The organism is Dehalococcoidia bacterium (assembly GCA_025060295.1).
Classification (GTDB): domain Bacteria; phylum Chloroflexota; class Dehalococcoidia; order Lucifugimonadales; family HRBIN23; genus HRBIN23.
In genome coordinates this window covers 54,325-79,281 of record JANXCH010000023.1, presented here as the reverse complement: position 1 = coordinate 79,281, position 24,957 = coordinate 54,325, and the positions used below count along the sequence as shown (strand labels likewise).

26 protein-coding genes and 1 tRNA gene are annotated in these 24,957 nt (G+C 64.5%); 19 read left to right on the top strand and 8 right to left on the bottom strand.

Going from position 1 to position 24,957, the window contains the following annotated elements:
- Positions 1-252 precede the first annotated feature (252 nt).
- The 12 genes from rpsB (at position 253) to NZ951_08010 (ending at position 12,541) form a co-directional block, all read left to right on the top strand.
- The gene (gene rpsB, locus NZ951_08065) at positions 253-1,035 is read left to right on the top strand and encodes a 30S ribosomal protein S2 (GenBank protein ID MCS7207864.1); all 783 of its coding nucleotides are present in this window, start codon (positions 253-255) and stop codon (positions 1,033-1,035) included.
- A gap of 69 nt (positions 1,036-1,104) precedes the next feature.
- Complete coding sequence (locus NZ951_08060; protein MCS7207863.1) at positions 1,105-1,551, top strand: elongation factor Ts; 447 nt, start codon at positions 1,105-1,107, stop codon at positions 1,549-1,551.
- Between the two features lie 5 nt (positions 1,552-1,556).
- The gene (gene pyrH, locus NZ951_08055; GenBank protein MCS7207862.1) at positions 1,557-2,315 is read left to right on the top strand and encodes a UMP kinase; all 759 of its coding nucleotides are present in this window, start codon (positions 1,557-1,559) and stop codon (positions 2,313-2,315) included.
- Positions 2,312-2,872, top strand: a complete 561-nt coding sequence (frr, locus tag NZ951_08050) for a ribosome recycling factor (GenBank protein ID MCS7207861.1) — start codon at positions 2,312-2,314, stop codon at positions 2,870-2,872. The genes pyrH and frr overlap by 4 nt, the downstream gene beginning before the upstream one ends.
- A gap of 11 nt (positions 2,873-2,883) precedes the next feature.
- Positions 2,884-3,648, top strand: a complete 765-nt coding sequence (locus tag NZ951_08045) for an isoprenyl transferase (protein ID MCS7207860.1) — start codon at positions 2,884-2,886, stop codon at positions 3,646-3,648.
- A gap of 136 nt (positions 3,649-3,784) precedes the next feature.
- A complete protein-coding gene (locus tag NZ951_08040; GenBank protein MCS7207859.1) occupies positions 3,785-4,603 on the top strand; it encodes a phosphatidate cytidylyltransferase in 819 nt (272 codons plus the stop codon).
- A gap of 7 nt (positions 4,604-4,610) precedes the next feature.
- Positions 4,611-5,759 carry a 1-deoxy-D-xylulose-5-phosphate reductoisomerase gene (gene dxr, locus NZ951_08035; protein ID MCS7207858.1) on the top strand — a complete coding sequence of 383 codons (1,149 nt, stop codon included), beginning with the start codon at positions 4,611-4,613 and terminating at the stop codon, positions 5,757-5,759.
- A complete protein-coding gene (locus tag NZ951_08030) occupies positions 5,744-6,874 on the top strand; it encodes a site-2 protease family protein (GenBank protein ID MCS7207857.1) in 1,131 nt (376 codons plus the stop codon). Before dxr ends, NZ951_08030 begins: the two co-directional genes overlap by 16 nt.
- Before the next feature lie 631 nt (positions 6,875-7,505).
- On the top strand, positions 7,506-8,663 hold the full coding sequence (gene ispG, locus NZ951_08025; GenBank protein MCS7207856.1) for a flavodoxin-dependent (E)-4-hydroxy-3-methylbut-2-enyl-diphosphate synthase: 1,158 nt from the start codon (positions 7,506-7,508) through the stop codon (positions 8,661-8,663).
- Positions 8,664-8,691: 28 nt separating this feature from the next.
- The gene (locus NZ951_08020; protein MCS7207855.1) at positions 8,692-9,756 is read left to right on the top strand and encodes an aryldialkylphosphatase; all 1,065 of its coding nucleotides are present in this window, start codon (positions 8,692-8,694) and stop codon (positions 9,754-9,756) included.
- Positions 9,757-9,766: 10 nt separating this feature from the next.
- Entirely contained in the window at positions 9,767-10,939 is a 1,173-nt protein-coding gene (locus NZ951_08015; GenBank protein MCS7207854.1) for an acyl-CoA dehydrogenase family protein, read from the top strand.
- A gap of 654 nt (positions 10,940-11,593) precedes the next feature.
- Positions 11,594-12,541, top strand: a complete 948-nt coding sequence (locus tag NZ951_08010; GenBank protein ID MCS7207853.1) for a cyclase family protein — start codon at positions 11,594-11,596, stop codon at positions 12,539-12,541.
- A 3-nt stretch (positions 12,542-12,544) separates the two neighbouring features.
- On the opposite strand, the gene NZ951_08005 is transcribed toward NZ951_08010, so the two are convergent.
- Positions 12,545-12,618: transfer RNA gene (locus NZ951_08005), tRNA-Gln, on the bottom strand.
- A gap of 178 nt (positions 12,619-12,796) precedes the next feature.
- Here NZ951_08005 and NZ951_08000 point away from each other — a divergent pair.
- The 5 genes from NZ951_08000 (at position 12,797) to NZ951_07980 (ending at position 16,143) form a co-directional block, all read left to right on the top strand.
- Positions 12,797-13,375: a sigma-70 family RNA polymerase sigma factor gene (locus NZ951_08000; protein MCS7207852.1), complete on the top strand. Its 579-nt coding sequence runs from the start codon at positions 12,797-12,799 to the stop codon at positions 13,373-13,375.
- Positions 13,372-14,265, top strand: a complete 894-nt coding sequence (locus NZ951_07995) for an anti-sigma factor (protein ID MCS7207851.1) — start codon at positions 13,372-13,374, stop codon at positions 14,263-14,265. Before NZ951_08000 ends, NZ951_07995 begins: the two co-directional genes overlap by 4 nt.
- 352 nt (positions 14,266-14,617) lie before the next feature.
- Positions 14,618-15,010 carry a hypothetical protein gene (locus NZ951_07990; GenBank protein ID MCS7207850.1) on the top strand — a complete coding sequence of 131 codons (393 nt, stop codon included), beginning with the start codon at positions 14,618-14,620 and terminating at the stop codon, positions 15,008-15,010.
- A 163-nt stretch (positions 15,011-15,173) separates the two neighbouring features.
- Complete coding sequence (locus tag NZ951_07985) at positions 15,174-15,710, top strand: NAD(P)H-dependent oxidoreductase (GenBank protein ID MCS7207849.1); 537 nt, start codon at positions 15,174-15,176, stop codon at positions 15,708-15,710.
- Complete coding sequence (locus NZ951_07980) at positions 15,694-16,143, top strand: peroxiredoxin (protein ID MCS7207848.1); 450 nt, start codon at positions 15,694-15,696, stop codon at positions 16,141-16,143. Before NZ951_07985 ends, NZ951_07980 begins: the two co-directional genes overlap by 17 nt.
- Here the strand turns inward: NZ951_07980 and NZ951_07975 are convergent.
- The 3 genes from NZ951_07975 to NZ951_07965 are packed head-to-tail and all read right to left on the bottom strand — an operon-like array spanning position 16,140 to position 19,022.
- On the bottom strand, positions 16,140-17,441 hold the full coding sequence (locus NZ951_07975; protein MCS7207847.1) for a CoA transferase: 1,302 nt from the start codon (positions 17,439-17,441) through the stop codon (positions 16,140-16,142). The genes NZ951_07980 and NZ951_07975 overlap by 4 nt on opposite strands.
- A 1-nt stretch (position 17,442) precedes the next feature.
- A complete protein-coding gene (locus tag NZ951_07970; protein ID MCS7207846.1) occupies positions 17,443-17,808 on the bottom strand; it encodes a DUF2007 domain-containing protein in 366 nt (121 codons plus the stop codon).
- Positions 17,809-17,810: 2 nt separating this feature from the next.
- The gene (locus tag NZ951_07965) at positions 17,811-19,022 is read right to left on the bottom strand and encodes a CoA transferase (GenBank protein ID MCS7207845.1); all 1,212 of its coding nucleotides are present in this window, start codon (positions 19,020-19,022) and stop codon (positions 17,811-17,813) included.
- A 151-nt stretch (positions 19,023-19,173) separates the two neighbouring features.
- On the opposite strand from NZ951_07965, the gene NZ951_07960 reads away from it, so the two are divergent.
- The gene (locus NZ951_07960; GenBank protein ID MCS7207844.1) at positions 19,174-20,439 is read left to right on the top strand and encodes a Glu/Leu/Phe/Val dehydrogenase; all 1,266 of its coding nucleotides are present in this window, start codon (positions 19,174-19,176) and stop codon (positions 20,437-20,439) included.
- A 24-nt stretch (positions 20,440-20,463) separates the two neighbouring features.
- On the opposite strand, the gene mtnA is transcribed toward NZ951_07960, so the two are convergent.
- Complete coding sequence (gene mtnA / locus NZ951_07955) at positions 20,464-21,540, bottom strand: S-methyl-5-thioribose-1-phosphate isomerase (GenBank protein ID MCS7207843.1); 1,077 nt, start codon at positions 21,538-21,540, stop codon at positions 20,464-20,466.
- A gap of 89 nt (positions 21,541-21,629) precedes the next feature.
- On the opposite strand from mtnA, the gene NZ951_07950 reads away from it, so the two are divergent.
- On the top strand, positions 21,630-22,424 hold the full coding sequence (locus NZ951_07950; GenBank protein ID MCS7207842.1) for an SDR family oxidoreductase: 795 nt from the start codon (positions 21,630-21,632) through the stop codon (positions 22,422-22,424).
- A gap of 84 nt (positions 22,425-22,508) precedes the next feature.
- Here the strand turns inward: NZ951_07950 and NZ951_07945 are convergent, their stop codons facing one another.
- The 3 genes from NZ951_07945 to selD are packed head-to-tail and all read right to left on the bottom strand — an operon-like array spanning position 22,509 to position 24,916.
- A complete protein-coding gene (locus tag NZ951_07945; GenBank protein MCS7207841.1) occupies positions 22,509-23,393 on the bottom strand; it encodes a PDZ domain-containing protein in 885 nt (294 codons plus the stop codon).
- A 57-nt stretch (positions 23,394-23,450) separates the two neighbouring features.
- Positions 23,451-23,876, bottom strand: a complete 426-nt coding sequence (locus tag NZ951_07940; GenBank protein ID MCS7207840.1) for a M67 family metallopeptidase — start codon at positions 23,874-23,876, stop codon at positions 23,451-23,453.
- Positions 23,877-23,878: 2 nt separating this feature from the next.
- Positions 23,879-24,916 (bottom strand): selenide, water dikinase SelD, encoded by a 1,038-nt coding sequence (gene selD, locus NZ951_07935; GenBank protein ID MCS7207839.1) that lies wholly within the window; start codon positions 24,914-24,916, stop codon positions 23,879-23,881.
- Positions 24,917-24,957 lie beyond the last annotated feature (41 nt).

Genomic DNA, 24,957 nt, shown 5'->3' with positions numbered 1-24,957 from the left:
TGTTCCTCGCCCTCTCCAGAACACAAGGCTATGATACGCCATCTTTATGGTAAGCCACCAGAGCAATCCCTGATGGGGATTGCCCCAGCACAAGAGGGCGTGTTATACTTCCCTACGAGGATCTGTCGTCAACCCAAGAGGGGCCATCCCCCCCGCCGGAGGAAAGGGTAGCCCCATCGCACAGCGCAGGAGGGAGAGAGCAGGCGCATGGAACAGACGGTGATAGACCATCCCAGTCCCGCCGAGGAGCCGATGAGTATGAAGGCACTCCTGGAGGCTGGGGTGCACTTCGGCCACCAGACCCGTCGCTGGCATCCCCGCATGCGGCGGTTCATCTATACCCAGCGCAACGGCATTCACATCATTGACCTGCAGCAGACCTTACAGCAACTGGAAAAGGCCTGCGCCTTTGTGGAGGACCTAGCCGCCCGGGGCGGCACGATCCTGTTCGTGGGCACTAAAAAACAGGCCCAAGAAGCCATCGCCAACGAAGCCCAACGGTGCGGGGCCTTTTATGTCAACCAGCGGTGGCTGGGGGGAACCATCACCAACTGGGCCACCATCTCTACCCGTCTGGACTACTTGCGCCAGTTAGAAGAGCGTAAGACCGCCGGCTACTTTGAGCACCTCCCCAAAAAAGAGGCCAGCCGTCTGGAGGATGAACTGCGCCGTTTGCAGAAATATTTCAGCGGCATCAAGGGCATGACCCGCCTTCCAGACGCCGTGTATGTCGTGGACATCGGCCACGAGAACATCGCCGTGCAAGAGGCCCGAAAAGCCCGTATCCCCATCGTGGCCCTTATTGACACCGATGCAGACCCGGACCTGGTGGACTACCCCATACCGGGCAACGACGACGCCATCCGCTCCATCCGTCTGATCACCAGCCGCATCGCCGATGCGGTGCTCAAGGGCAAAGCCCGCTACCAAGCTGAAGCAGCCGCCGACAAGGAGGCGGCGCACTTGCAGGCCGACGACTCGGCCCCAGCCCAGGGCATGGCTGAGAGCCAGGCCCCCCCGACACCTACCTCCTAGAGGTGCACCGTGGTAGAGATCACCGTGGATGCCGTGAAAGCCCTGCGCGCCCTAACGGGCGCTGGTGTAATGGACTGTAAGAAAGCCTTGGAGGAGGCCCGCGGCGATATGGAAAAGGCCCAGGCTATCCTCCGCGCCAAAGGGGCCGTCTCCGCCGCCAAACTAGCCCATCGGGAGACCCGCCAGGGCCTCGTGGACGCCTACATCCACAGCGGCGGGCGCATCGGGGCGTTGGTGGAGGTGAACTGCGAGACCGACTTCGTCGCTCGCACCGAAGTGTTCCAGGCCCTGGCCCACGACCTGGCGATGCAAGTGGCTGCCATGTCCCCCAAATACCTCTCCAAAGAGGACATGCCCCCCGGAGAGACGGCTCCGCCCTCGGAGGTGTGTCTTCTGCACCAGCCCTACATCAAAGACCCCACACGCACCGTGCAAGACCGCATCAACGAGGTTATCGCCAAAACCGGGGAGAACGTGCGGGTACGGCGCTTCGCCCGCTTCGCCCTCGGCGAGTAGGAGCCATGCCCCTCCGCTACACCCGCGCCCTCCTCAAACTGAGCGGCGAGTCCCTCAAAGGCCAGAAGGGCTTCGGCATTGACTGGAAAGCCGTGGAGTATGTGGCTGAGCAGGTGCACCGCGCCAACACCCTCGGAGTGCAGATGGCTATCGTGGTGGGCGGGGGCAACATCTGGCGGGGCACTGAAGCCGCCACTCAAGGCATGGACCGCGCCACCGCCGACTACGCCGGCATGCTGGCAACCCTCATCAACGCCTTGGCCCTGCAAGATGCCCTGGAACGCCTGGGGAGCGTGGTCCGCACCCAGAGTGCTATCACTATTCAAGCCGTTGCCGAGCCCTTCATCCGCCGGCGGGCCATACGCCATTTGGAGAAGGGACGCGTGGTGCTGTTCGCCTGCGGCACCGGCAACCCCTACATGACCACCGACACCGCTGCCGCCCTGCGGGCTTGTGAGATCGGGGCTCAAGTGCTTTTGATGGCCAAGTATGGGGTGGACGGAGTCTACGAGGCCGACCCCCGCCTGTTCCCCCAGGCCCGTAAACTGGAGACCTTGACCTACCTGGAAGTGCTCAACCGACGCCTGGAGGTAATAGACAGCACCGCCCTCTCCCTGTGCATGGACAACCGCCTCCCCATTGTGGTCTTTGACATCTTCCATCCCGATGCTTTGTTGCGTATCCTCAATGGAGAACGGGTGGGGAGCCTTATCGCCGAAGAGAGCCTCCTTCCCCGGCAGTCCCTGCCTGGGAGCACACCATGACCACCCACAGCATCCTGGCCGACGCCGAAAACCGCATGAAGAAGGCCGTCGAGGTGTTGCGCAGGGAACTCCAGAACATGCGCACGGGACGGGCCCACCCCGCTTTGTTGGACCGCATCACAGTGGACTACTATGGCACTCCCACACCCATCACTCAACTAGCCACGGTAACCGCCCCCGATGCCCGCCTGTTGATTGTCCAACCCTGGGACAAAAACACCCTGCGCCTCATTGAACGGGCCATCCTCAACTCCGACCTGGGTATTACGCCCACCAACGACGGTCAGGTCCTGCGTCTGCCTATCCCCCCCCTTACCGAGGAACGGCGGCGGGAACTGGTGCGCCTTGTCCACAAAAAGGTAGAGGAGGGGCGCATCGCCATCCGCAACATCCGCCGGGATGCCTTAGAAAAAATCCGTAGTATGGAGCGTAACAAGGAACTGGGTGAGGACGATAGCCGCCGCACCCAGGAGCGCCTGCAAAAGTTAACCGACACCTACATCGGCCAGATGGATACCCTGGGCCAGGAGAAGGAAAAGGAGATCCTGGCCGGCTAAAGCAGGAGAGGATGCAAACCCAGGCTCGACCATCCCCGAATATCCGCACTAACGGCTCCCAGCCTATTCCCCGCCATGTGGCCATCATTATGGACGGCAACGGGCGATGGGCAACCCAGCGCAACCTCCCCCGCTTGGAGGGCCACCGTGCCGGCACAGAGAATGTGCGACGCGTGGTTCAGGCCTTCGCCGACAGGGGCGTGCGTTACCTCACCCTCTACGCCTTCTCCACCGAGAACTGGTCGCGCCCCAAAGAGGAGGTGCAAGGCCTCCTCGACCTGTTGGAAGCCACCATCCAACGGGAGGGCAAAGCCCTGCATAAAGAGAAGGTGCGTATCCGCCACCTGGGGCGGCTGGATCGCCTCCCCCCCTCCCTGCAACAGGCCATTCGGGAGGTGCTGGCCCTCACCGCCCACAACGATGGCTTCACCCTTTCGGTCGCCTTGGACTACGGGGGGCGGGACGAAATCGTCAGCGCCGTGCGCCGCATCGTGCAGGACGGGATTCCCCCGGAGCAGGTGGACGAGGTGCTGTTCGCCCGCTACCTGTATACCGCTGACCTGCCAGACCCGGACCTGATTATTCGCACCGCCGCAGAACAGCGCCTTTCCAACTTCCTCCTCTGGCAAGCGGCTTATAGCGAGTTTTACTTCACTCCCACTTTGTGGCCCGATTTCAACGAGGAGGAGGTGGCCCGCGCCCTGGAGGCCTACGCCCATCGTCAGCGCCGTTACGGGGGCCTCCCCCCCTCCCCTAACGGAGCATCGCGCCCTTAGCGTAGGCCACGGGCGGAGCCACGCCCTCACCCGTGTATTGCGCTTCTTCGCCTTCCCCATAGGGTCAACCAGAGGTGTAAAGGTGCGGCCTTGCCGATGCGGTATCATCGGCACAACCTTGGGGAGAAACAACCGCATGCCCTCGCCCCATCACAAGGACCTTGTTCGCCGCCTGGCGACCGCAGCCGTAGGCTTGCCTATAGTGGTGGGGGCCATCTGGCTGGGACAACCGTGGTTGGACATACTCGTGGGCCTTGTCGCCCTTATCGGCACGGGGGAGGCCCTGCGCCTCTGCCGCTCGGCTGGACTGCGCCCTGTAGAACCTTTGGGGATAGCAAGCGCAGCGGGATTGGTGGCGTGCGCCTCTCTGGGGAATCCCTTTCATCCTGGGGCGGTGAGCGGTATGGTGCTGGCCACCTTCGCCGCCCTGCTCCTGCGGAGGGGACAGGCTAACGCCCTGGCCGACGGAGCGGGAACGGTGACCAGTGCCCTGTATGCGGGGGGGCTGGTGGCGTTCGCCCTGCCCCTGCGCGCCCTCCCTCAGGGGCGGGAGTGGCTCCTCCTGGCCCTTCTGGCCACTTTCGCCGTGGACACTGCGGCCTATGGGGTGGGCACCCTCCTGGGGCGGCATCGGCTGGCACCCGCCATTAGCCCGGGCAAGACCTGGGAGGGCGCCATGGGCGGTCTGGCTGGCGGAGTGGGGGCAACCCTCCTGCTGGACGCTTTTCTGGGCCTGCCCCTCTCCTGGGGCTTGGCCATCGCCTGCGGGCTGGCAGTCGGCATCCTGGCCCAGGTGGGTGACCTGGCCCAGTCCCTGCTGAAGCGCTCGGCGGGGGTGAAAGACAGCGGACACATACTGCCAGGGCATGGGGGCGTGCTGGATAGGTTGGATTCCGTTGTCTTTGTGCTCCCCGTCGTGTATTATGGGGTGGGATGGCTCGGTATGCGAGGGTAGACTTGGGGTGAAGGGCATCGTTATTCTGGGCTCCACCGGTTCCATCGGCCAACAGACCCTGGAAATCCTCCGCACCTTTCCCCACGAGTTCCAGGTGCGGGGGCTGGCCGCCAACTCCAACCGCGACCTTCTTGTACGCCAAGCGTGGGAGACCCGTCCCCAAGCGGTGTGGTGTGGTGAGAGCCTCCCCAAAGACATCCTCCCCCCAGGCACGGCGTGTGTAGATGCCCTGGACGCCCTGGTCGACCTCCCCGATGTGCACCTGGTGGTGGTGGCCACAGTGGGCCTGTCGGGCCTAAAGCCCACCCTGTCCAGCATCCGTCGGGGCATCCCAGTGGCTTTGGCCAATAAGGAGACCATTGTGGCCGCCGGCGGGTTCGTGATGGCCGAGGCATCCCGGTATCAAACGCCCATTCTCCCCATCGATAGCGAGCCCAGCGCCATCTGGCAATGCCTGGTAGGGGAGGAGCAGACCCCCACCCGCCTCATCCTGACCGCCTCGGGGGGGGCCTTGCGGACCCGCCCCCTGCACGAGTTGCCCTCGGTTACCCCTGAAGAGGCTTTGCGCCACCCTACCTGGAAGATGGGCAAAAAGATTACCATAGACTCGGCCACCCTCATGAACAAGGCCTTTGAGGTCATTGAGGCCCACTGGCTGTTCGGAATGCCGTGGGAGCGGATAGAGGTGGTGGTGCATCCCCAGAGCATCGTCCACAGCATGGTGGAGTTCCCCGACGGCTCCATCAAGGCCCAACTGGGCGTGCCCGACATGCGCCTGCCCATTCAGTACGCCCTCTTTTACCCTCGGCGCATGCCCAATGCGGCCATACCTCGCTTGGACTTCCGCACGGCCCTGACCCTGGTCTTTGAGCCTTTGGACACGGCGCGCTACCCCTGTTTCTCCCTTGCCCTGGAGGCAGCCAAGCGGGGAGGCTCCTACCCCGCGGTGCTCAACGGGGCCGATGAGGCGGCCGTGGACCTGTTCCTGCAACGGCGCATCGCCTTCACCGATATTCCCCGTCTGGTGGGCCACGCCTTGGAGGCCCACTCCCCCGTGTCCAATCCCACGGTGGACGACCTATTGCAGGCCGACGCATGGGCACGGCGCGAGGTGCATCGGGTGGTGGGAGCACAGATGCCATGGGTGTCGCAGTAACCATCCTGATCTTCATCGGTGTGCTGGCCGTGCTCATCCTGGTGCACGAACTGGGGCACTTCGTGACAGCGCGTCTGTTTGGGGTGCGGGTGTTGGAGTTCGGCATCGGCTACCCCCCGCGCCTGGTCGGCATCCGCTGGGGGGAGACCCTCTACTCCCTGAACCTCTTGCCCCTGGGAGGGTTCGTGCGCCTGGAGGGGGAGGAGGCTCCCACCTCGCCTCGCAGTCTGGCCAGCAAAGGCATCCTCACCCGCTTCACCATCCTCATCGCCGGCTCGGCCATGAACGCCCTTTTGCCCCTGGTCATCTTCTCAGCCCTCTTCATGGTGCCCACCCCCGAAGTGCAGGGGAAGGTGGCTGTGGTCTCCGTGGCTCCTGACTCCCCAGCCGCCAAAGCTGGCCTGAAGCCTGGGGACATCATCCTCTCCATTGATGGCCACCCTATCCGCAACAATGGCGACCTGTCACGGTTGGTGCGCCTCAACCTGGGGCGTCCGACGGTATGGGAAGTAGAGCGCCCCACCTATTTGCTCACCCAACCCATCGGCGGGGGTGGGGAGTTCGGAGGCGGACGCCCCCCCGTGGCGAAGGTGGAGCGCTTCACCACTGTGGTAACCCCCCGCTGGCGTTTCCCCGAAGGACAAGGCCCCACGGGTATCCTGGTGCGGGTGTGGGAACCCCAAGTAGTCCAACGCTCCGAACCTTTCTGGAGGGCCGTGCCTCTGGGGGCAGTGCGCCTGTGGGAGGTGCTCATCCTGTTCCGCAACGAAGTCATCCGTGCCATCATCGGCGGGTCCTCCTTCCAGTTCGCCGGCCCTATCGGCATCGCCCAAGCCACCGGGGAGGTAGCCCAGTTGGGGTGGATGGCCCTGCTGCAGTGGACGGCTCTGCTGAGCCTCAACCTGGCCATTCTCAATGTGCTTCCCATCCCCATGCTGGACGGGGGCCGGCTGCTCTTCCTGGCCATAGAGTTCGTGCGTCGGGGAAAGCGCATCTCTCCCCAGAGGGAGGGGTTGGTGCACTTCATCGGCTTCATTGTGCTCCTGCTGTTCATCGTTATCGTCAGTTACTTCGACATCGTCCGCTTGCTGCGGGGCGAGAACCTGATACGGTAAAATAGAAGGTGAGACAAGCCATGTGCTTTTTCAACCTTCCTCCCCTATTCCCCCTACCCCCTTTCCCGCCACAAGAGGTGCATCTGACGGTTTCTGTACCCTTTTTGACGATAGGGGCAACCTGGCACCTGCCGAGGAAAGGCCCGTGAAGACGACACCTGCCCCCAATAAAGTGTTCTCCCCGGCCGTCTCCTCATTCCCCCGACGGGGGAAGGGGGAGTTGTTGCAGACAGTGCTGGACGCCCCGGAGGTGGCAGAAGGCCCCCTAAACGTGGCTATAATCAGAGGGCGGGCACAGGAGACGGGGTATCCCTTTGAGGAATACCTGGCGGAAAACCCGTGCAGTCCAGTTGGCCGACAAAATGGTGATTCTTCCCAGCGCCGAGAAACGCATCCCCATACTCACAAAGTTTTCCAGGGATGGGTAAGACGCATATGGGCGTTCGCAGACAATCCCCATCCTGGAGCGTCCAGCGCCTATCAGGACGTGAGGAATATCGCCGTCGTATTGGAGATGACCGTGTGCGGTACATGGTGGACGCCCGGAAGCGTCTTATCACCATTGCCGCAGCAGGGCACCGCAGGCAAATCTCCCGTTGACAGAGAACAGAACTTTTAGGTGGGGGGCAGCATGAAGCCACGCCGTGTCACCAAGCCTCTGTGGGTCGGCCCCGTCAAGATCGGGGGGGATGCCCCCATCTCCGTCCAGTCCATGACCAAGACTGACACGCGCGATGTGGCCGCCACCGTGCGCCAAATCAAGGAACTGGAGGACGTGGGGTGCGAGATCGTGCGGTGCGCCGTGCCCGACTTGGAGGCGGCCCGTGCCCTGGCCGACATCAAACGCCAGGTGAAAATCCCCATCATCGCCGACATCCACTTCCATCACCACCTGGCCTTGGAGGCCATCGCCAGCGGGGTAGACGGCCTGCGCCTCAACCCTGGCAACCTGCGGGACGCCGATAAGGTGCGTCAGGTGGTCAAAGCGGCCAAGGAGCGGGGCATCCCCATCCGCGTGGGGGTGAACTTCGGGAGCCTGCCCCCGGTGGGGGCCATAGGCAAGAGCGGGGGCTTCTCCCGGGTCTACGATATGGTCAACCGTCTCCCCAAAGCCGGCGAGGCCAAGCCCGGGGAATACAGTGTGGTCGACCACATGGTCGCCACCGCCCTGTGGGAGATTCAAATCCTGGAAGATATGGACTTTGACAACATCAAAATCTCCCTGAAGGCTTTTGATGTGCCCACCACCATTGAGGCCTACCGGCGCATCGCCAAGTTGGTGCCCTACCCGCTTCACCTGGGCATCACCGAAGCGGGGACGGTCAAGGCGGGCTCCATCCGGAGCGCAGTGGGCATTGGGTACCTGCTCTACGAAGGCATCGGCGACACCATCCGCGTCTCCCTGTCCGGCGACCCACGGGAGGAGGTGTTCACAGGGTTTGAGATCCTCAAGTCCCTGAACCTGCGCCAGAAGGGGGTAACCCTCATCGCCTGCCCCTCCTGCGGACGAGCCGATGTGGATGTGGTGCGCCTGGCCAACGAGGTAGATGCCCTGATCAAGGGCCTCAACGCCACCATCCGCGTCGCCGTCATGGGGTGCGAGGTGAACGGGCCGGGGGAGGCTAAGGATGCCGATGTGGGCATCGCTGCAGGGGCGGGGCGGGCCGTCATCTTCCGTAAGGGGCAGAAGGTGCGGGTGGTGGGAGCTGACCAGATGCTCTCGGCCCTGATGGAGGAGGTGCACAAACTGCTGGCCGAGCAGGGACAGCCCGTCGGCACACCCTCCTGATTCCCAGCACACGAGCCAGGAGACCCCCATGCCACCCCCCTCCACCGGCAAGGTGCAAACCGTTCTTGGCCCTGTGGCGCCCGAGGCTATCGGCCCCACCCTCACCCACGAGCACCTATTCATTGACTTCGGCGTGGTGTTCCAGCCCCCTGCTGAAGCGTCCCAGTTGGCCCTGGCCTATGCCCCGGTGTCCCTGGAAAACCTGGGCTGGGTGCGCCTGCACTGGAACAGCAACCTGGACAACCTCCGCCTCTGGGACGAGGAGACGGCCATCGCCGAAGCCCGGCGCTTCCAGCGGGCGGGGGGCTCCTGTATCGTGGACGCGACGATCGTTGGCCTGGGGCGGGATCCCCTCGCTCTCGCCCGCGTCGCCCGGGCCACCGGTTTGCATATCGTTATGGGCACCGGCTACTATGTGGCCGCCGCCCACCCGTCGGACATGGACGCCCGCACCGAGGCGTCCCTGGCCGAGGAGATGGTGCGTGATATCACCGCGGGTGTGGGCGACACGGGGGTGAAGGCGGGAATTATTGGGGAGATAGGGTGTTCCTGGCCTTTGCACCCGCGGGAGCGGATGGTGTTGCGTGCCGCCGCCCGCGCCCAACGGCGCACCGGGGCATCCCTCCTGATTCACCCCGGCCGTGCCGAAGAGGCCCCGTGGGAAATCCTGCAGGTTTTGCAGGAGGCGGGGGCCGACCTGACGCGGGTAGTCATGGGACACCTCGACCGTACCGTGTTTCATCGCTCCACTTTGTTGCGCATTGCCCAGACGGGGTGCGTGTTGGAATGGGACCTCTTCGGCCAGGAGACCTGGCACTACCCCCTCAACCCAGCGGTGGACATGCCCAGCGACGCCCAACGCTTAGAGACCATCCGCTGGTGCGTGAGCCAAGGGTTGGGCGAGCGGATCGTCATCGCCCACGACATCTGCACCAAACACCGCCTGGCCCGCTACGGCGGGCACGGATATGGCTACATCTTGGAGCACATCGTCCCCACTATGCGCCGGCGGGGCTTTACGGAGGAGCAGATAGAGACTATCCTCGTCCACACCCCGCGCCGTCTGCTGACCTTAGCTGAGCCCCGCGAGTAAGGAGGTGCCCATGGACTTCCGCTTCACCCCCCAGCAGGAGGCTTTTCGGCAAGAAATTCGCTCCTGGCTTGCCCAGGAACTGACCCCCGAGATGCGCCAGCAGTATGTGGCCGCAGGCGGGGAGGGCTTCTCCCGAGAGTTCTCCCGCAAACTGGGGCAGAAGGGGTGGATCGGCCTGGCCTGGCCCAAAGAGTACGGGGGCCAGGCTTTGGGCTACATTGAGCGCACCATCTACCTTGAGGAGATGCTTTTGGCAGCCGCACCCATCGCTTACCACCACTTCGCCGACCGCCAGATGGGGCCGAGCATCATGATGTTCGGCACCGAGGAGCAGAAGCGGTTCTTCCTGCCCCGCATCGTGCGGGGGGAGTGTGGCTTCTGCATCGGCTACAGCGAGCCCAGCTCGGGATCTGACCTGGCCTCTGTGCAGACCCGCGCCGTGCAAGATGGCGACGATTACATCATCAACGGCTCTAAAATCTGGACCTCCTACGCCCACCTGCAGGATTACATTTGGCTGGCCACCCGCACCAATCCCGACGCCCCCAAGCATCGGGGCATCAGCGTCTTCATCGTGGACATGAAGACGCCTGGTGTGACGGTGCGCCCCATCATCAACATGGCCGGCGTCCACTCCTTCAACCAGGTGTTTTTTGACAATGTGCGGGTGCCCAAAACGGCCATGGTGGGGGAGAAGGACCGGGGCTGGTATGTGGTGGCCAGCAACCTGGACTTTGAACGTTCGGGGATAGAGCGCATCGCCCAGTATCGCCCCCTGTGGGAGCAGGTGTTGGCCTTCGCTCGCGAGCAGAAGGTCAACGGTAAGCCCCTCACCAGCGACCCCCGTATCCGCAACCGCCTGGCTGAGATAGAGGTGGAGTATCAGGTCGGGCGGTGGCTCGCCTACTATACCGCCTGGGTGCAGAGCAGGGGGATCGTTCCCAATAAAGAGGCGTCCATCATCAAGGTGTTCGGGGCGGAATGGAACCAACGCATGCTCCAAACGGCGATGGAGGTGCTGGGCCTATACGGGCAGTTGACCACCCAGAGCAAGTGGGCACCCTTGGCAGGGCGGGTGCAGAGGGCGTGGTTGGCCGGCTTCTCGGTTAGCATCGCCGGGGGCACTAACGAGGTTCAGCGCAACATCATCGCCCTGCGGGGACTGGGCCTGCCCAGGGGGTAGACTGCACAGGGGCCGATGGCGCTACGGGAGCCTGCGCCTCCAAAGGACAACTTGATCATCACGCGGGTAACCGCCCGGCCCCCCATCCAGGCACAGAAGTGACACCCTTTTGGGCCAATGGTGCCCGACAAAAATTGGGCTGACCTGGAGGATAGGTGGAATGGGGCCTTTCCGGGTAACCCTAGAGGTGGGTGACCCGTCGGGTGCACGCATCTTGCCCCATTTGCCCCTAGCGGACACCCGCTAGCCACACCCTGGTGCCCTGCCCCGCCCTGGAGCACCTAGGCGTCCGTCGCCACACACAAGGCCTCTTCCTTCTGGCCGATGGACGCCAGGTGAAAAGGGACATCGGGTGGTCTCGGGGGCGCGTGGAGAGGCGGGAAGGGGTAACCCCCGTGGTCTTTGGGGATAAGGGCGTGGATGCTCTGCTGGGAGCCATTACCTTGGAGGAACGGGGGCTACGGATAGACCCTGTGTCGCGCCGGCTGGTGCCCGTTCCCTGCCTGCTGATGGAGGCACTGCCTGGGATGTCATCAACCCCCTGGGGCGTATCGCCCTCAGCAGGATGCCTCCCTAACCCCCTGTGTAGAGAACCGCTTCCCCCGCCTTTCAGAGTCCGTTATCCTATCCCCTGGGCCGCCGCTGGAGGTGTGTATGCCCCTTCCCCGCTATGCTGAGCTGCCCGTCATCCCCGCCACAGGCGACCGCCACTGCTGGGGCGTGTTCGGCCCCGATGACCAACTGGGCACCATCAACTTCCTTACGCCCGAGCGGGTGCGGCGCGCCGTCGGCCTGGTCCGCCGGGGACAGGTGTTCAACTTATCCCTTCCCCTCAACCAGCCCCATCCCCCCCTTGTGCCGGGGCGGCAGCGCTACCGCCACACGCTTTTCTCCCCCGACCGCAACGCCCGCGACGAGGTCTTGGACAACTTCTACCCCCAGTTCTCCACCCAGATAGATGGCCTGCGTCACATCCGTTACCGGGAGTTCGGCTTCTACGGCGGCCGCCAGGATGAGGACATCGCCCGCGGGGCGTTGGGGATAGAACATTGGGCACGCCACGGCATCGTGGGACGGGGGGTGCTCCTGGATGTGGCCCGCTGGATGGCCCAGCAGGGCCGTCCCCTGGACCCCCGCCAGACCTTCCCCATCTTCCCCCAGCACCTGGAGGCCACCGCCCGTGCCCAATCCGTCGCCCTGGAGGAGGGCGACATCCTGCTGGTGCGGACGGGATGGCTGGGCTGGTATCTCTCCCTGGCCGAAGGGGAACGCGCCACCATAGGGAATATGTTGGACAACACCCTGGCCACGCCCGGCCTGGATGCCAGCCTGGAGATGGCTGCCTGGCTGTGGGACCACCGTATTGCGCTGGTGGCGGCGGATAATGTGGCCGTAGAAAGCCTGCCTGTGCGCCGGGAGGTGGGCTTTCTGCACCGACGCCTCATCCCCCTGCTGGGGATGCCCCTGGGGGAGTTCTGGGACCTGGATGCCCTGGCGGAGGACTGCGCCCGGGATGGGGTCTACGCCTTTCTGGTGGTGGCGGTGCCCTTGCACCTGCCAGGGGGCGTCGGCTCGCCGGCCAACGCCATCGCCATCAAATAAAAATGGCTGGGGGACCTGGATTCGAACCAGGGCTAGCAGATCCAGAGTCTGCCGTCCTACCGCTAGACGATCCCCCAGCGCTGTATACTATGGTAGCGCCTTGCGCCCCCGTGTGCAAGGCCTGGGGAGCCCCATACCCCCGCTTGCCCCCGCCCTTGAGAGGAAGTAGAATACCCGCAGGGGACGGCCGCAGATCCGCAGGGCAACGCTTTTCGTAATATATCTTGGCATGGTGCGCCGCCCCAGGATGGTGGCGTGGCATACCGGGAGTTGGGCGACCTGGACCTCCTCGCTCTGGTCGCCGCGGGTCGTGAGGAGGGGTTGGAGACCCTTTACGACCGCTACGCCCGGGCCGTGTTCAATGTGGCTTACGGCGTGCTGCAAGACACGGGGGCGGCCGAGGAGGTGGTGCAAGAGGTGTTCCTCGCCGTGTGGCAGAAGGCCCATACCTACAGCGAGGCCCGAGGAAGCCCCCGTCTGTGGCTGCTGAGCATCGCCCACCATCGGGCAATAGACCTCCTGCGGAAGCGCCGACGGGAGGGAACCATAGACTCTGACACCCCCCTTCCCGCACGCTCCATCCCCCACCAGCCCCCGGACGATCCCGTGGACGAAGCCATCGCCCGTGAGCGTGGGGCTCGCCTGTTGAAGGCTTTGGAACTCCTCGACCCCTCCCAGCGTGAGGTTCTCCTGCTCACTTACTTTCATGGCTACACCCAGAAAGAGGTCGCTCAACGCCTGGGTATTCCTTTGGGCACGGTCAAAACCCGCATCCGGTTGGGGCTTCTGAAACTTCGCTCCCTTCTGGGCCCCGGAATGGGAATGGAAGCATGAACTGTCATCAGGTACAAGACCTTCTCCCCGCCTATGCAGTATCGGCTCTGGAGCCGAACATGTGGCGTGCTGTGGACTCCCACCTGCAGCGTTGCGCCCGGTGCGCCTACCAGGCCCAACCCTTTTTGGAGGGGGCCGCCTGGCTCTCCACAACGGCCGGGCATCACCCCCTTCCCGCTGACCTCAAGGGCAGGGTGTTGGAGCGTGTCCTGGGGACGCCCGTCCCACGCGCGGAAAGACAGGTGCTGTCTTTGGACGGACACATGGGATGGGTTCTTGTGGGGGCCATCGCTGTCGCCGTGGCGGTCTTGGTCGGAGCGTGGGCATGGAGCCTCGTCCGCCACATGCACCTGGAGCGCGCCCTGGCCCGTCAGCAGGCCCAGGTAGAAAGGCTCCTTCAGGCCCTCCACACCACAGAGGCTCGTCAGGATGACCGCCTAGGGCACCTGGCTTCCGTGCTGATGGCCATGCAGGCAAAAGAGGACTACCGCACCGAGTCTCTCTCCCGCTCCTTACACGACCTACGCCAGTTGGCCTACTGGAGTGCAGCCCCGGACATGCGGGTGGTGTGGGTGCGGGGCACCTCCTCCGCCCCCACCGCTTACGGGATGCTCATGGCTCCTCCCGAGTGGGGGGTAGCCATCCTGGTGGTCATCGGTCTGGATCCCCTACCGCCCGCTCAGGTCTACCAGGTGTGGCTCACCCGAGGGGATATGCGCATAGATGGAGGTACCTTTACCGTGGACGAATCGGGGTGGGCCCAGTTGCTAGTGCGTCCGCGGGAACCTCTGACCACCTTTGACGGTCTGCGGGTGACCATTGAGCCGGTGCAAGGGAGCGTTTCCCCCAGCGGCCCTCTGGTGCTGGCTGCTGAACTCTTGCGTCGCTAGCCTCCCGCACCGGTAGCCCAATCGCCCCTCTCCCCGGTGCATTCGCTCCAGTAAAATTAAAGCAAAAGGGGAAAAGGTGTTCCTGCGTTTCCTGGGGCTTCTCCTGGTAGTGCTCCTTCTCCTTGTGGCTTGTCGGGGTCTGTCCCCCACCCCGACATCTCCTCCGGCCCCTGCTGCCCAACCCACACTCCCCCCGCCCACGCCTCCACCAGCCCCACCACCTCCAACACCTACCCCTACACCTACTCCTAGCCCCACGCCTGCTCCGCTCCCGACACCCACTCCCACCCCCACTGCCACACCGACCCCGCCCCCACCTCCACCTCCTTCACCCACCCCTGCGGGGACAGTTGTGCGAACCTCCCTGCACCCCCAACTGGGGCGCATTCTCACCGACGCCCAAGGACGCACTCTGTACCTGTTCACCAACGATCGGCCCAACACCTCCACCTGTGTAGACGCCTGTGCCCGAGCGTGGCCCCCTCTGCTCACGACGGCTCCCCCTGTTGCAGGTGAGGGCCTGAACCCGGCCCTTTTGGGCACCACCCGTCGTCCGGAAGGCACCCTTCAGGTTACCTACCATGGCTGGCCCCTCTACTACTACGCCGCTGACACCGCCCCCGGCGAGGCGCGGGGACAGGGGGTTGGGGACGTGTGGTTCGTCCTGTCGCCAGCCGGCCAACCCCTGGGTGCCCGCCCCACCCCGACGCCGACCTCTACACCCGAACCAGGGTATACTTACTAACCTGGGCGCAGTATACTGGGGGTATGATGGTCATCCAGGCACCACCAGTGCGTCTAGCGCCGCCCCCCTGCGACCGTTGTGGGGCACCCACCCTCGCCCTGCACTGTAAACTGGTCTGCCCCCGCTGCGGGGCCTACCGGGACTGCTCCGACCCTTAGCGCCTATGCCTATCACTGTCCTGATACTTTACGACGGCCACAGCACCCAGGTGGTGCGCCTGGCTCAAGCCGTTGCCCAAGGCGTCCACACCGTCCCCGGCGCGATGCCTCTCCTGCGCCCTGTCGCTCAGGCTCAACGGAGCGACCTCCTGACTTGCGATGCCCTCGCCCTGGGGTGTCCCAACTGGAGCGGTATCCCCGCACGCCTAAAGGCCTGGCTGGACGAGCAGGGCGATCTGTGGGAGGAGGGTTCCCTGGCGGGCAAACCTGGCGCCGCCTTCGTGGCGGGACGGGGACGCCACAGCGGCCTGGAGTTCACCCTGCTGGCCTTACTCCACTGGATGCTGGCGTGCGGGATGTTGGTGGTGGGCCTGCCTTGGACGAAAGAGATGGAGCGCTCGGGCTCCTACTACGGTGCCACCGCCGCCGGTTACGCCACCGAGGAGGACCTGGCCCAGGCCCGTCGCCTCGGCCAGCGCCTGGCCACCATCGCCCTCCGCTTGCACAACCCGCAAGGAGAGACCCATGCCCCAGGTCGGTGACCCTGCCCCCGACTTCACCCTCCCGAGCACCCTCGGGCCCATCCGCCTCCAAGACTACCGGGGGCGCAAGGTGGTGCTCCTCTTCTTCGCCGAGGCGCTGACCCCCGCCTGTAGCCTGCAAGTGTCCTCCTTCAAGGACGAGTACGCCACCGTCCAGGGCACGGGGGCCGAGGTCATCGCCATCAGCGCCGACCCGCTCCCCATCCAGGAGCGCTTCGGGCAGGCCCTGGGGGGGTGTCCTTTCCCCCTGGCCAGCGACCCCGACCTGCAAGTGGCCCGCGCCTACGGGGTGGTAAGCGCAGACGGCCGTCGCGCCCAGCGCGCCGTGTTCGTCATAGATGCAGAGGGGCGCATTGTTGAGGCGATTCCCTGGTTCCAGCCCGGCAATGTGGCCCAGTTCCTGCAGGTGTTCCAGGCCCTCGGAGCCGTCTAACGCAGGTTCGGGGGATAGTCCTCCCCAATATGGCCCGCCGCCTCCAGGGCCTTATACTCCTCTTCGTCGTAGCCCAGCAGGTCCCGATAGACCCAGCGGTTGTGTTCCCCCAGGCGCACAGGGGGCAAGCGCAGACGATTGGGGGTGTGCATCGCCTTCCATAAGAGGCCGGGGTAGTAATGGGTGCCCGTGTCCTCCTGGGTAAGGGGTTCAAAGTATCGGCGCACCCCCAGGTGGGGGTCGGAGAAGATATCCCCCTCGTGGCTCACCACCCCCGCAGGCACCCCCGCCTCCTGCAAACGCCGAAAGGCCTGATAGGCCTCCTGGGTTTGTGTCCAACGAGTGATCTCCTGGTCCAAAGCGTCCTGGTTCTTCCGGCGGGACAGGGAATCCACCCACCGGGGGTCGTTAGCCATGTCCGGGCGTCCCATCACACGGCACAAGGCCTGGAACTGGGCATCGGTATAGAGGGAGATGACCAGCCAACGGTCTTTGCCCAGGCACGGGTAGCACCCCCGCACGAAGGAGGGGTGGCGATTGCCCGGCGACCCCTGCACACGCCCGTTGAGAATATAGTCCAGGAAGGCAGGGGTCAGCAAAGGGAGAAAGGCTTCGGCCTGGGGGAACTCAATCTGCTGACCCTGACCGGTGCGCCGGCGGTGGCGCAGGGCCGCCAGGGTGGCAACGGCGGCGATAATCCCCCCCACCGCATCGGCCGTAAACACATCCCCTCGCAAAGAGGGATCAGTGTCGGGATAGCCCCGCAGTGAGGTGTGCCCGACCACGGACTCCAGTTGGGAACCGAAGGCCCGGTACGTGGCATATCGCCCCGAAAGCCCGTAGGCAGGCATGCGCACCATGATCAGCGTCGGATTGTAACGGCGCAGATTCTCGTAGGTAACCCCCAGTTTCTCCATCGTGTCGGGGGCGTTGTTCTCAATGAGCACGTCCGAAATAGCCACCAGACGATAGAGCACCTCCCGCCCCTCTGGGCGGCGCAAGTCCACGGTAAAGGAGAGTTTGTTGCGCCCATGGGAGTTGAACAGAGGCGTGCGGTTCCAGGGACGACGCCCCGGCTCCCAGTTGGGCAAGGCCAGGCTCCAGGTGCGCTGGGTGCGCATCAGTTCCTTGCTCGGGTAGGGCACATACCCCCGCGTGCTGGGCTGAAATACCTGGTGCGTCTCCACCCGAATCACCTCCGCCCCCCAGTCGGCCAGGAACATGGTGCAATAAGGCCCTACCCAGACCACCGTGAGGTCTACAACACGCACGCCATTCAGAGGAAGCGAAGCCGTCATCTTACCCCCCTTGCAGGAGACGCATCCCTACCCCTGCCCCGAGAACAAGGAGAAGCATCAGGGCGAGGACCACCAGCGCTATCCGCACCCCCAGAGGGGGGCGTGTCCCCGAAGGAGGTGAACACCGCTCCAGCACCTCCGCAGGGGGCAGGCCCAGCACCTCCCGCGCCCGCCACTGCTCCCCCTCAGGGACCAAAATGCTGTAGGGCAGATTGGCAGCGCTGCCCCACGCCCCCGGCCCTACACCCTCCGAACGCACCAGGCAGGGGATTCCCGCCTCCACCAGACGCGAGGCGGCCAGACGGGCTAGGGGCTCACAGGGAAACACGGCAATACGCACCTGTATACTATGGCGTGGGAACTCCAAGGTTACACCACCCCCATCTGGCGCAGGCGCACCAGGTCGGATGAAGAAAGACCCAGCATATCCACGAAGACCTCTCGGTTATGCTGTCCCAATAAGGGTGCGGGACGACGGAGCGCCCAAGGGGTGGCATCCATCAGGAAGGGCCGCCCCGGCAGGCAGACCTTTCCCAGCACCGGGTGCTCTATCTCTGCCCACACCCCCCGCGCACGGAACACCGGGTCCTCCAGCACCTCTTTGACCGTGAACACCGGCCCTGCGATCACCCCGTGTGCCTGCGCCACCTCCCAAATCTCCCGCATGGTCCTCTGCATCAGCCAGGGCAAAAACACCTCCCTGTCAAAAGCCTCCGCCGCTTCGGGTCTGGCGCGCCCCTCCACCGTGCCCCAGCGGGGATCCTGCAGTAATTCGGGACGCCCCAACATCGCCACAACGGATACAAACCGCGGACCAAAGCCGGCAAAGCCCACATAGCCGTCCTGACACGGCTTGATCCCACTGGCGATGGTGGCAGCAGGGACACGGCGGGTAAAGGTCTCCCCCGTATACTGATATCCCACCAGCGCCACCGTGCGCCGATCCTGGCTTCCCACCTGGGTTTCGAAGATCGAGACATCCAGCCAATCGCCCCGCCCGGTCAGTTCGGCTTGGGTAACCCCCATCAGGCCAGCCAGCGCTGCCACAGCACCCGCCTGGTACAAGGGGATATACAACCCGATGGTTGAGGGCTCCCGATCCGCTATCCCCGTCATCAGCATGGGCCCACCCATCCCGTAGGCGATGAGGTCGTCCACCTGGTAATCCCGGTACGGCCCCCACTGCCCGAAGTTGGAAAGGGAGACCAGCACCACCCGGGGGTTCCAGGAGGCCAGAGTCTCGTAGGAGAGGGCCCACGACGCTAGGGTGCCGGGTGCAAAGTTCTCCACCACCAGATCCGCCCACTCCACCAGGGGGCGCAAGAGGGAGCGCCCCGTCGCCGTTTTCACGTCCAGAGTGATGGAGCGTTTGTTGAGGTTCAAGAAAAAGAACAGGAGGGAGTGCTCCCCTTGCGGGATATCTTGGAAGAAGGGGCCCAGACGCCGCGCAGGGTCGCCCCCCCGAGGACGTTCCACTTTCACCACATCCGCCCCCAAATCTGCCAGCAGGCGGGTGGCGAAAGGCCCCGCAATGTAGTGGGTCAAATCAAGGACACGGATGCCCTCTAACGCCTGGGGCACAGCACCCTCCTCGCCAACCGTGTAGACACAATAAACCGAGGCCACAGGGCATACGGCAGACAGACACCCTTGCTCACCATATCCCTCTAGGACTGGGCGAACCTTATTATAGAGGAGAGGCCCATATAGTGAGCAACAAAGGAGCGAACTCATGCTTACCGCGCCCGCTCAACGCCCCTTGTCAGCCTACGATGTGGCCCTGGCCCAGTTTGACGCCGCTGCCGCGCGCCTGGGCCTCGAGGACGACCTGCGCCAGCACTTGCGCCAGACCAAAAGGGAACTGACCGTCCATTTCCCTGTCCGCATGGACGACGGCTCCGTGCGCATGTTCGTCGGCTACCGCATTCAGCACAACCTCGCACGGGGGCCAGCTAAGGGGGGTATCCGCTATCACCCCGCTGTGGACTTGGACGAGGTGCGCGCCCTAGCCATGTGGATGACCTGGAAATGCGCCGTCGTCAACATCCCCTATGGGGGAGCAAAAGGGGGAGTAGCCGTTGACCCCAAGCGCCTCTCTTTGGGCGAACTGGAACGCCTCACCCGCCGCTACGCCTCGGAAATCGCCCTGCTCATCGGCCCCGAAAGCGACATCCCCGCCCCCGATGTGGGCACCAACGACCAGGTCATGGCCTGGATTATGGACACTATCTCCATGCATAAAGGCTACTCGGTGCCAGGCGTAGTCACGGGCAAGCCCGTGGCTGTGGGAGGAACCCTGGGGCGTCGCGAGGCAACAGGGCGCGGTGTCGCCATCATCGCCCGGGAGGCCATGCGCTTCAAGGGCCTCTCCTTGCAAGGGGCCACGGTAGCCATCCAGGGAGCAGGCAATGTGGGACTGCACGCTGCCCAGTGCTTCACCCAGATGGGAGCTCGCCTGGTGGCTATCAGCGATTCGGTCGGTGGCCTCTATAACCCCCACGGCCTGGATTTACCCAGTGTGCAGGCCTGGAAGCAGACGCACGGGCAACTGCAAGGCTTCCCCCACGCCGAGGCCATTACCAACGACGACCTGCTGGCCTTGCCTTGCGATATCCTCGTCCCCGCCGCCATGGAGAACCAAATCACCGGGCGCAACGCCGACCGGGTGAAGGCGCGCCTTGTGGTAGAGGGAGCCAACGGCCCCACCACTCCCGAGGCAGATGCCATCCTGCGGGAGAGAGGCGTCCTGGTAGTGCCCGACATCCTGGCGAATGCTGGCGGGGTCGTCGTCTCCTACTTTGAGTGGGTGCAGGACCTTCAGTTCTACTTCTGGGACCTAGAAGAGGTCAACCGCAACCTGGAACGTATCTTGGTGCGTGCCTTCGGGGAGGTGGCCTCCCTCGCAGAACGGGAGAAGAGCGATATGCGTCTGGCAGCCTATATGGTGGCCATCCGCCGGGTCGCCGACGCCATGCGTCTACGGGGGCTCTTCCCCTGACCCTTGCCCCCCGAGATGTGCCTTCTACCGGGCGTCAGCGCTTTCCCCGCTCCCGCACCGGCGTGGCAGGGTATGGGCGTAGGGAAAGCGGGCAACCCCTACCTCAGTAATGATGGCAGTAACAAGGTCAGCCGGGGTGATGTCAAAGGCGGGGTTCCAGGCTGGCACCCCCGCGGGGGCGATGGGAAGACCCTGCCCCTCCCTGCCCCACCCCCAGCCCACACGCACCACCTCCAAAGGGGAGCGTTCTTCTATAACTATGGCTTCTCCCGAGGGCGTTGCCCAATCTAGGGTACTGGTGGGAGCACACACATAGAAGGGGATGCCGTGTCGGTGAGCCAACACAGCCAGGGGATAGGTGCCGATTTTATTGGCCACATCGCCGTTAGCGGCGATGCGGTCGGCCCCCACCACCACGGCATCCACCTTCCCCTGGCGTAGGAGCGCCCCTACGGCCCCATCCACCACCAGCGTGACGGGAATGCCCTCCTGGTGCAGTTCCCAGGTGGTCAGGCGCGCCCCTTGCAGGAGAGGTCGTGTTTCAGTGGCATACACCCCCCGCAGTTTCCCCTGCGCCCAGGCCGTGCGGATGACCCCCAGTGCCGTGCCCCAACCCCCAGTGGCCAATGCCCCCGTGTTGCAGTGGGTCAACACCCAACACCCGTGGGGCAGCAAATCTGCCCCTAGCGCCCCGATGCGCCGATTGGCCTCCACATCCTCCTGCAGAATACGGTGGGCCTCGGCCAACACCGCCTCCCGTACCTCCTGCACGCGTCTGTGCGCGCGGGCGACGCGCAGCGTGCGCTCCACCGCCCAGCGCAGGTTCACAGCCGTCGGGCGAGCACGGGCCAGCCTCTCCCCCTGGACGTGCAACCTCTCCAGATACTCCTCAAGGGGAAGAGTGTCGGGGAGATGGCGCGCCGCCAGTGCCACGCCGTAGGCCCCCGCAATGCCGATGGCAGGTGCACCCCGCACCTTCAAAGAGCGGATGGCCTCCTCCACCTCCTGGGGGCTCCGACACACCACCCAGGACACTTGCACCGGCAACGCCGATTGGTCCAAAAGCCACAGGGCGTCGTCTCGCCACGCCACTGCACGTATCTCCACGCCACCCTCCTGAAGCGCATCCTAGCATATCGCCGTCTGTTGGTGCGCTACACTACATGGGACATCCCACTTAGGAGGTGCCAATGGACCTGGGTCTGCGCGGCAAAAGCGTCATCGTTACAGGGGGCGGATCCAACATCGGCCGGGCCATCGTGCTCGCCTTCGCCCAGGAGGGGGCGCGCATCGCCATCGCTGAGATAGACGAACCCCAGGCCCACAAGGTCGCCCAAGAGGTGGCCCGCTTGGGCACCGGGGCGACCGCCCTGGTGGTCAAAACCGATGTTACCGATTACGCCTCGGTGGAAAACATGGTCAACCGTGTGCTCCAGGCGTATGGGGCGATTGATGTGCTGGTGAACAATGTGGGGTGGACAGTAGACCGCCTCTTTCTGGAGAAGCCTCGGGAGGAGTGGGAAAAAGAGGTGAAGGTCAACCTGTGGGGGGTTATCAACTGCTGTCGGGCTGTCCTGCCCCACATGGTCCAGCGTCAGCGGGGGGCCGTTGTGAGCATCAGTTCCGATGCCGGGCGCATGGGGGAGTATCGGGAGGCGGTGTATGGGGCGTGCAAGGCGGGGGTCATCGCTTTGATGAAGGCCCTCGCCCGCGAGGTGGGGCGCTACAACATCCGCCTTAACGCCGTGTGCCCCGGCCTCACCGTCCCCCGCTCCGACGAAGAGGTGGGGGAGGCCAGCATGTGGAAACAGCAACGGGCCATCTTTACCGACGAGGTTATGGAGCGGGCCAAGCGCAACTACGTCTTGCGCCGGCTGGGGACGGCCCAAGAGGTGGCCAACGCCGTCGTCTTCCTGGCATCCGACGCCGCCAGTTTCATTACGGGCCAAACCCTCTCGGTGAGCGGCGGGTACACCATGATGTAGCGCCATACCCAAGAGCCGTTTCCTACACAACAAGGGGAGGGGGATGCCCCCCTCCCCTTTCCGCAAGAGAGGTGGCACACCTCCCTAGAGATTGACACCTTGGGGGGACGCCCCTCGCACGGGGGAGTGCCGTTGTGGGACGGGCTGGATACGGATAGGGCCTCCCCCCTCGTGCCTCTTCCCCCAGAGGTGCTCTCCCGCTCCGCACGGCCCCAGCACCTTCACCCACCGCACCACCCCGTCCTGGGAGACCACCACCACCCGACTCCCCACAGCCAAGTTCGCCCCCTCACCCCGCGGGCACCCTACCACACGCACCTGATCCGTCACATTCACCGTTACCGGCGCACTGCCGTCCAAGGGCGTAACCACAATGGCGTTGGTGCTGGTAGCGCTCACCGTGCCCCCGAAGAAGGCGTAGGTTACGGTTGTGGTGCCCTGTTGCAGGGTTACCTGCCCCCGCAGGACGCTATCCATGCGGCCGCGCTTGGGGAAAGGCAAGCCTGGCTTCCCCAGGTCATGCCCACGGTCGATGGGGGGTTGAGGCCACTGCCCCAAGCTGATAGTCACCGTGCGGCTCTGGCCACCCCTCTGGAGCGTCAAGGTAACCTGCTGACCGGGCTGGGCGTTCCGCAGGAGGGTGGTCAAGTCGGCGGGGCGCTGGAGGGCGACGGTTGTGGTGCCCAGGGTGGCCTGGGTCAGCACATCACCCCTCTGCAGGCCCGCCGCCTCGGCGGGGCTCCCCGGCAGGACGCGGACCACCACCACACCCCCGATGGGTAAACCCAAACGCTGGGAGAGGGCTTCCGTAATGGTTGCCACCTGCACGCCCAGGTATGCCTTCGCTTGACGGGGCGATGCATCAGAGGATTGGGCGCGGGCCGTCCCCCGAGGCCAGGCGAAGACTGTCCCCACACCCACAACCACAAAAGCGGCTAACACGAGGGGTATCCACAGGGCTTTGCGCATCGGTATACCTCCTTGAAGCGGTGTTTCACCAATAGAAACGCAGGAGGGGCACCGGGGTTAGCCCTGGGAGGGGGGGACAATGTCCAACGGCACCTCCCGCACCCGTCCATCCTGGATGCGGAAGGCGCGCACCACAGGGGAAGCCTTGTCCTGCAGGGAAATGATAAGGTAGTACGCCTCCGGCCAGGTGGCCAGGCGCACATCCGTAGGTGAGGGATACGCCGGCGTGTGCGTGTGGGAGTGATAGAAGGCGATGATCTCCAGCCCTGACCGCTCGGCGTCCTTCATCGCCTGGTAGAGTTCCTTGGGGTCGGTCATGTAGCGGTAGGGACTGCGCTCGGTATTGGTGAGCGGGTAGAGGCGCTGGGCGTGGGAGCCTTTCCCCGCCAAGGCCCCACACGCCTCGTTGGGGTCCTCCCGACGGGCGTGGGCGACCATCTGCTCCCACATCTCCCGCGGCAACACAAACCGCTCCTTGTCCATCCTTACCGCTCCACCCGAATTCCCTCGTCAGCAGTAACCTCCCCCACCACCCAGCCCTGCTCGCCCCGCTGGTGCAGGGCCCTCTGCAAAGCATCCAGGCGCTGGCGGGGCACGGCCATCAACAGCCCGCCCGAGGTCTGGGCATCACACAGGAGGAGTTGGGCCGTGCGGGGGATGCCCTCGCCCCAGCGCACCAGTTTCCCCACCCAGGAGAAGTTGCGGTGGGTGCCTCCGGGGGCGATACCCGCCTCCAAAAGATCCCATGTTCCCTCCAACACGGGCACCTGCTCCCCCCACACCCGTGCTCCCACCCCACTGCCCCGCACCATCCCTAGCAGATGCCCGAGCAAACCGTAACCCGTAACATCGGTGCAGGCATCTACGCCCACCTCTTGCATCGCCTCGCTCGCCGCACGGTTGAGATGGGCCATAACCTGAGTAGCCTTTTCCAGCACGGCAGCCTCTGCCAGGCCTTGCTTAGCCGCCGTGGTAATGATGCCTGTGCCCAGGGGCTTGGTCAGAACCAGAACATCCCCAGGGCGGGCCCCCACATTGCGCACTACCCGTTGGGGGTCAATCACCCCCACGACAGCCAGGCCATATTTGGGTTCCTTATCGTCCACCGTGTGGCCCCCCACAATGAGGCACCCCGCCTCCTGGGCCTTGGCATAGCCCCCCCGCAGGGTCTCCTGCAGTTCCGCCTCCAGTTGACCCATGGGCCAAGCCAGGATGTTCAGGGCAAGGAGGGGACGTCCTCCCATGGCATACACATCGCTCAGGGAGTTGGCCACGGCGATGGCCCCATACCAATAGGGGTCATCCACGATGGGGGGGAAGAAGTCAGTTGTCAGAACAAGGGCAAGACCCTCCCTCAACCGGTAGACGGCGGCATCGTCCCCGGTCTCCACGCCCACCAGCAGGTCAGGATGACGCATCACCGGCAGGCTGGCCAACAGTTTGCCCAGAGCCTCTGGGCTAAACTTGGCCGCTCAGCCGGCGCAGTGGGCCAGGCTCGTGAGGCGGATCTGCTTGTCCGACATGGGCCTCCTCGCCTACCAGCATAGCGCAGAAGGGGGCCGTA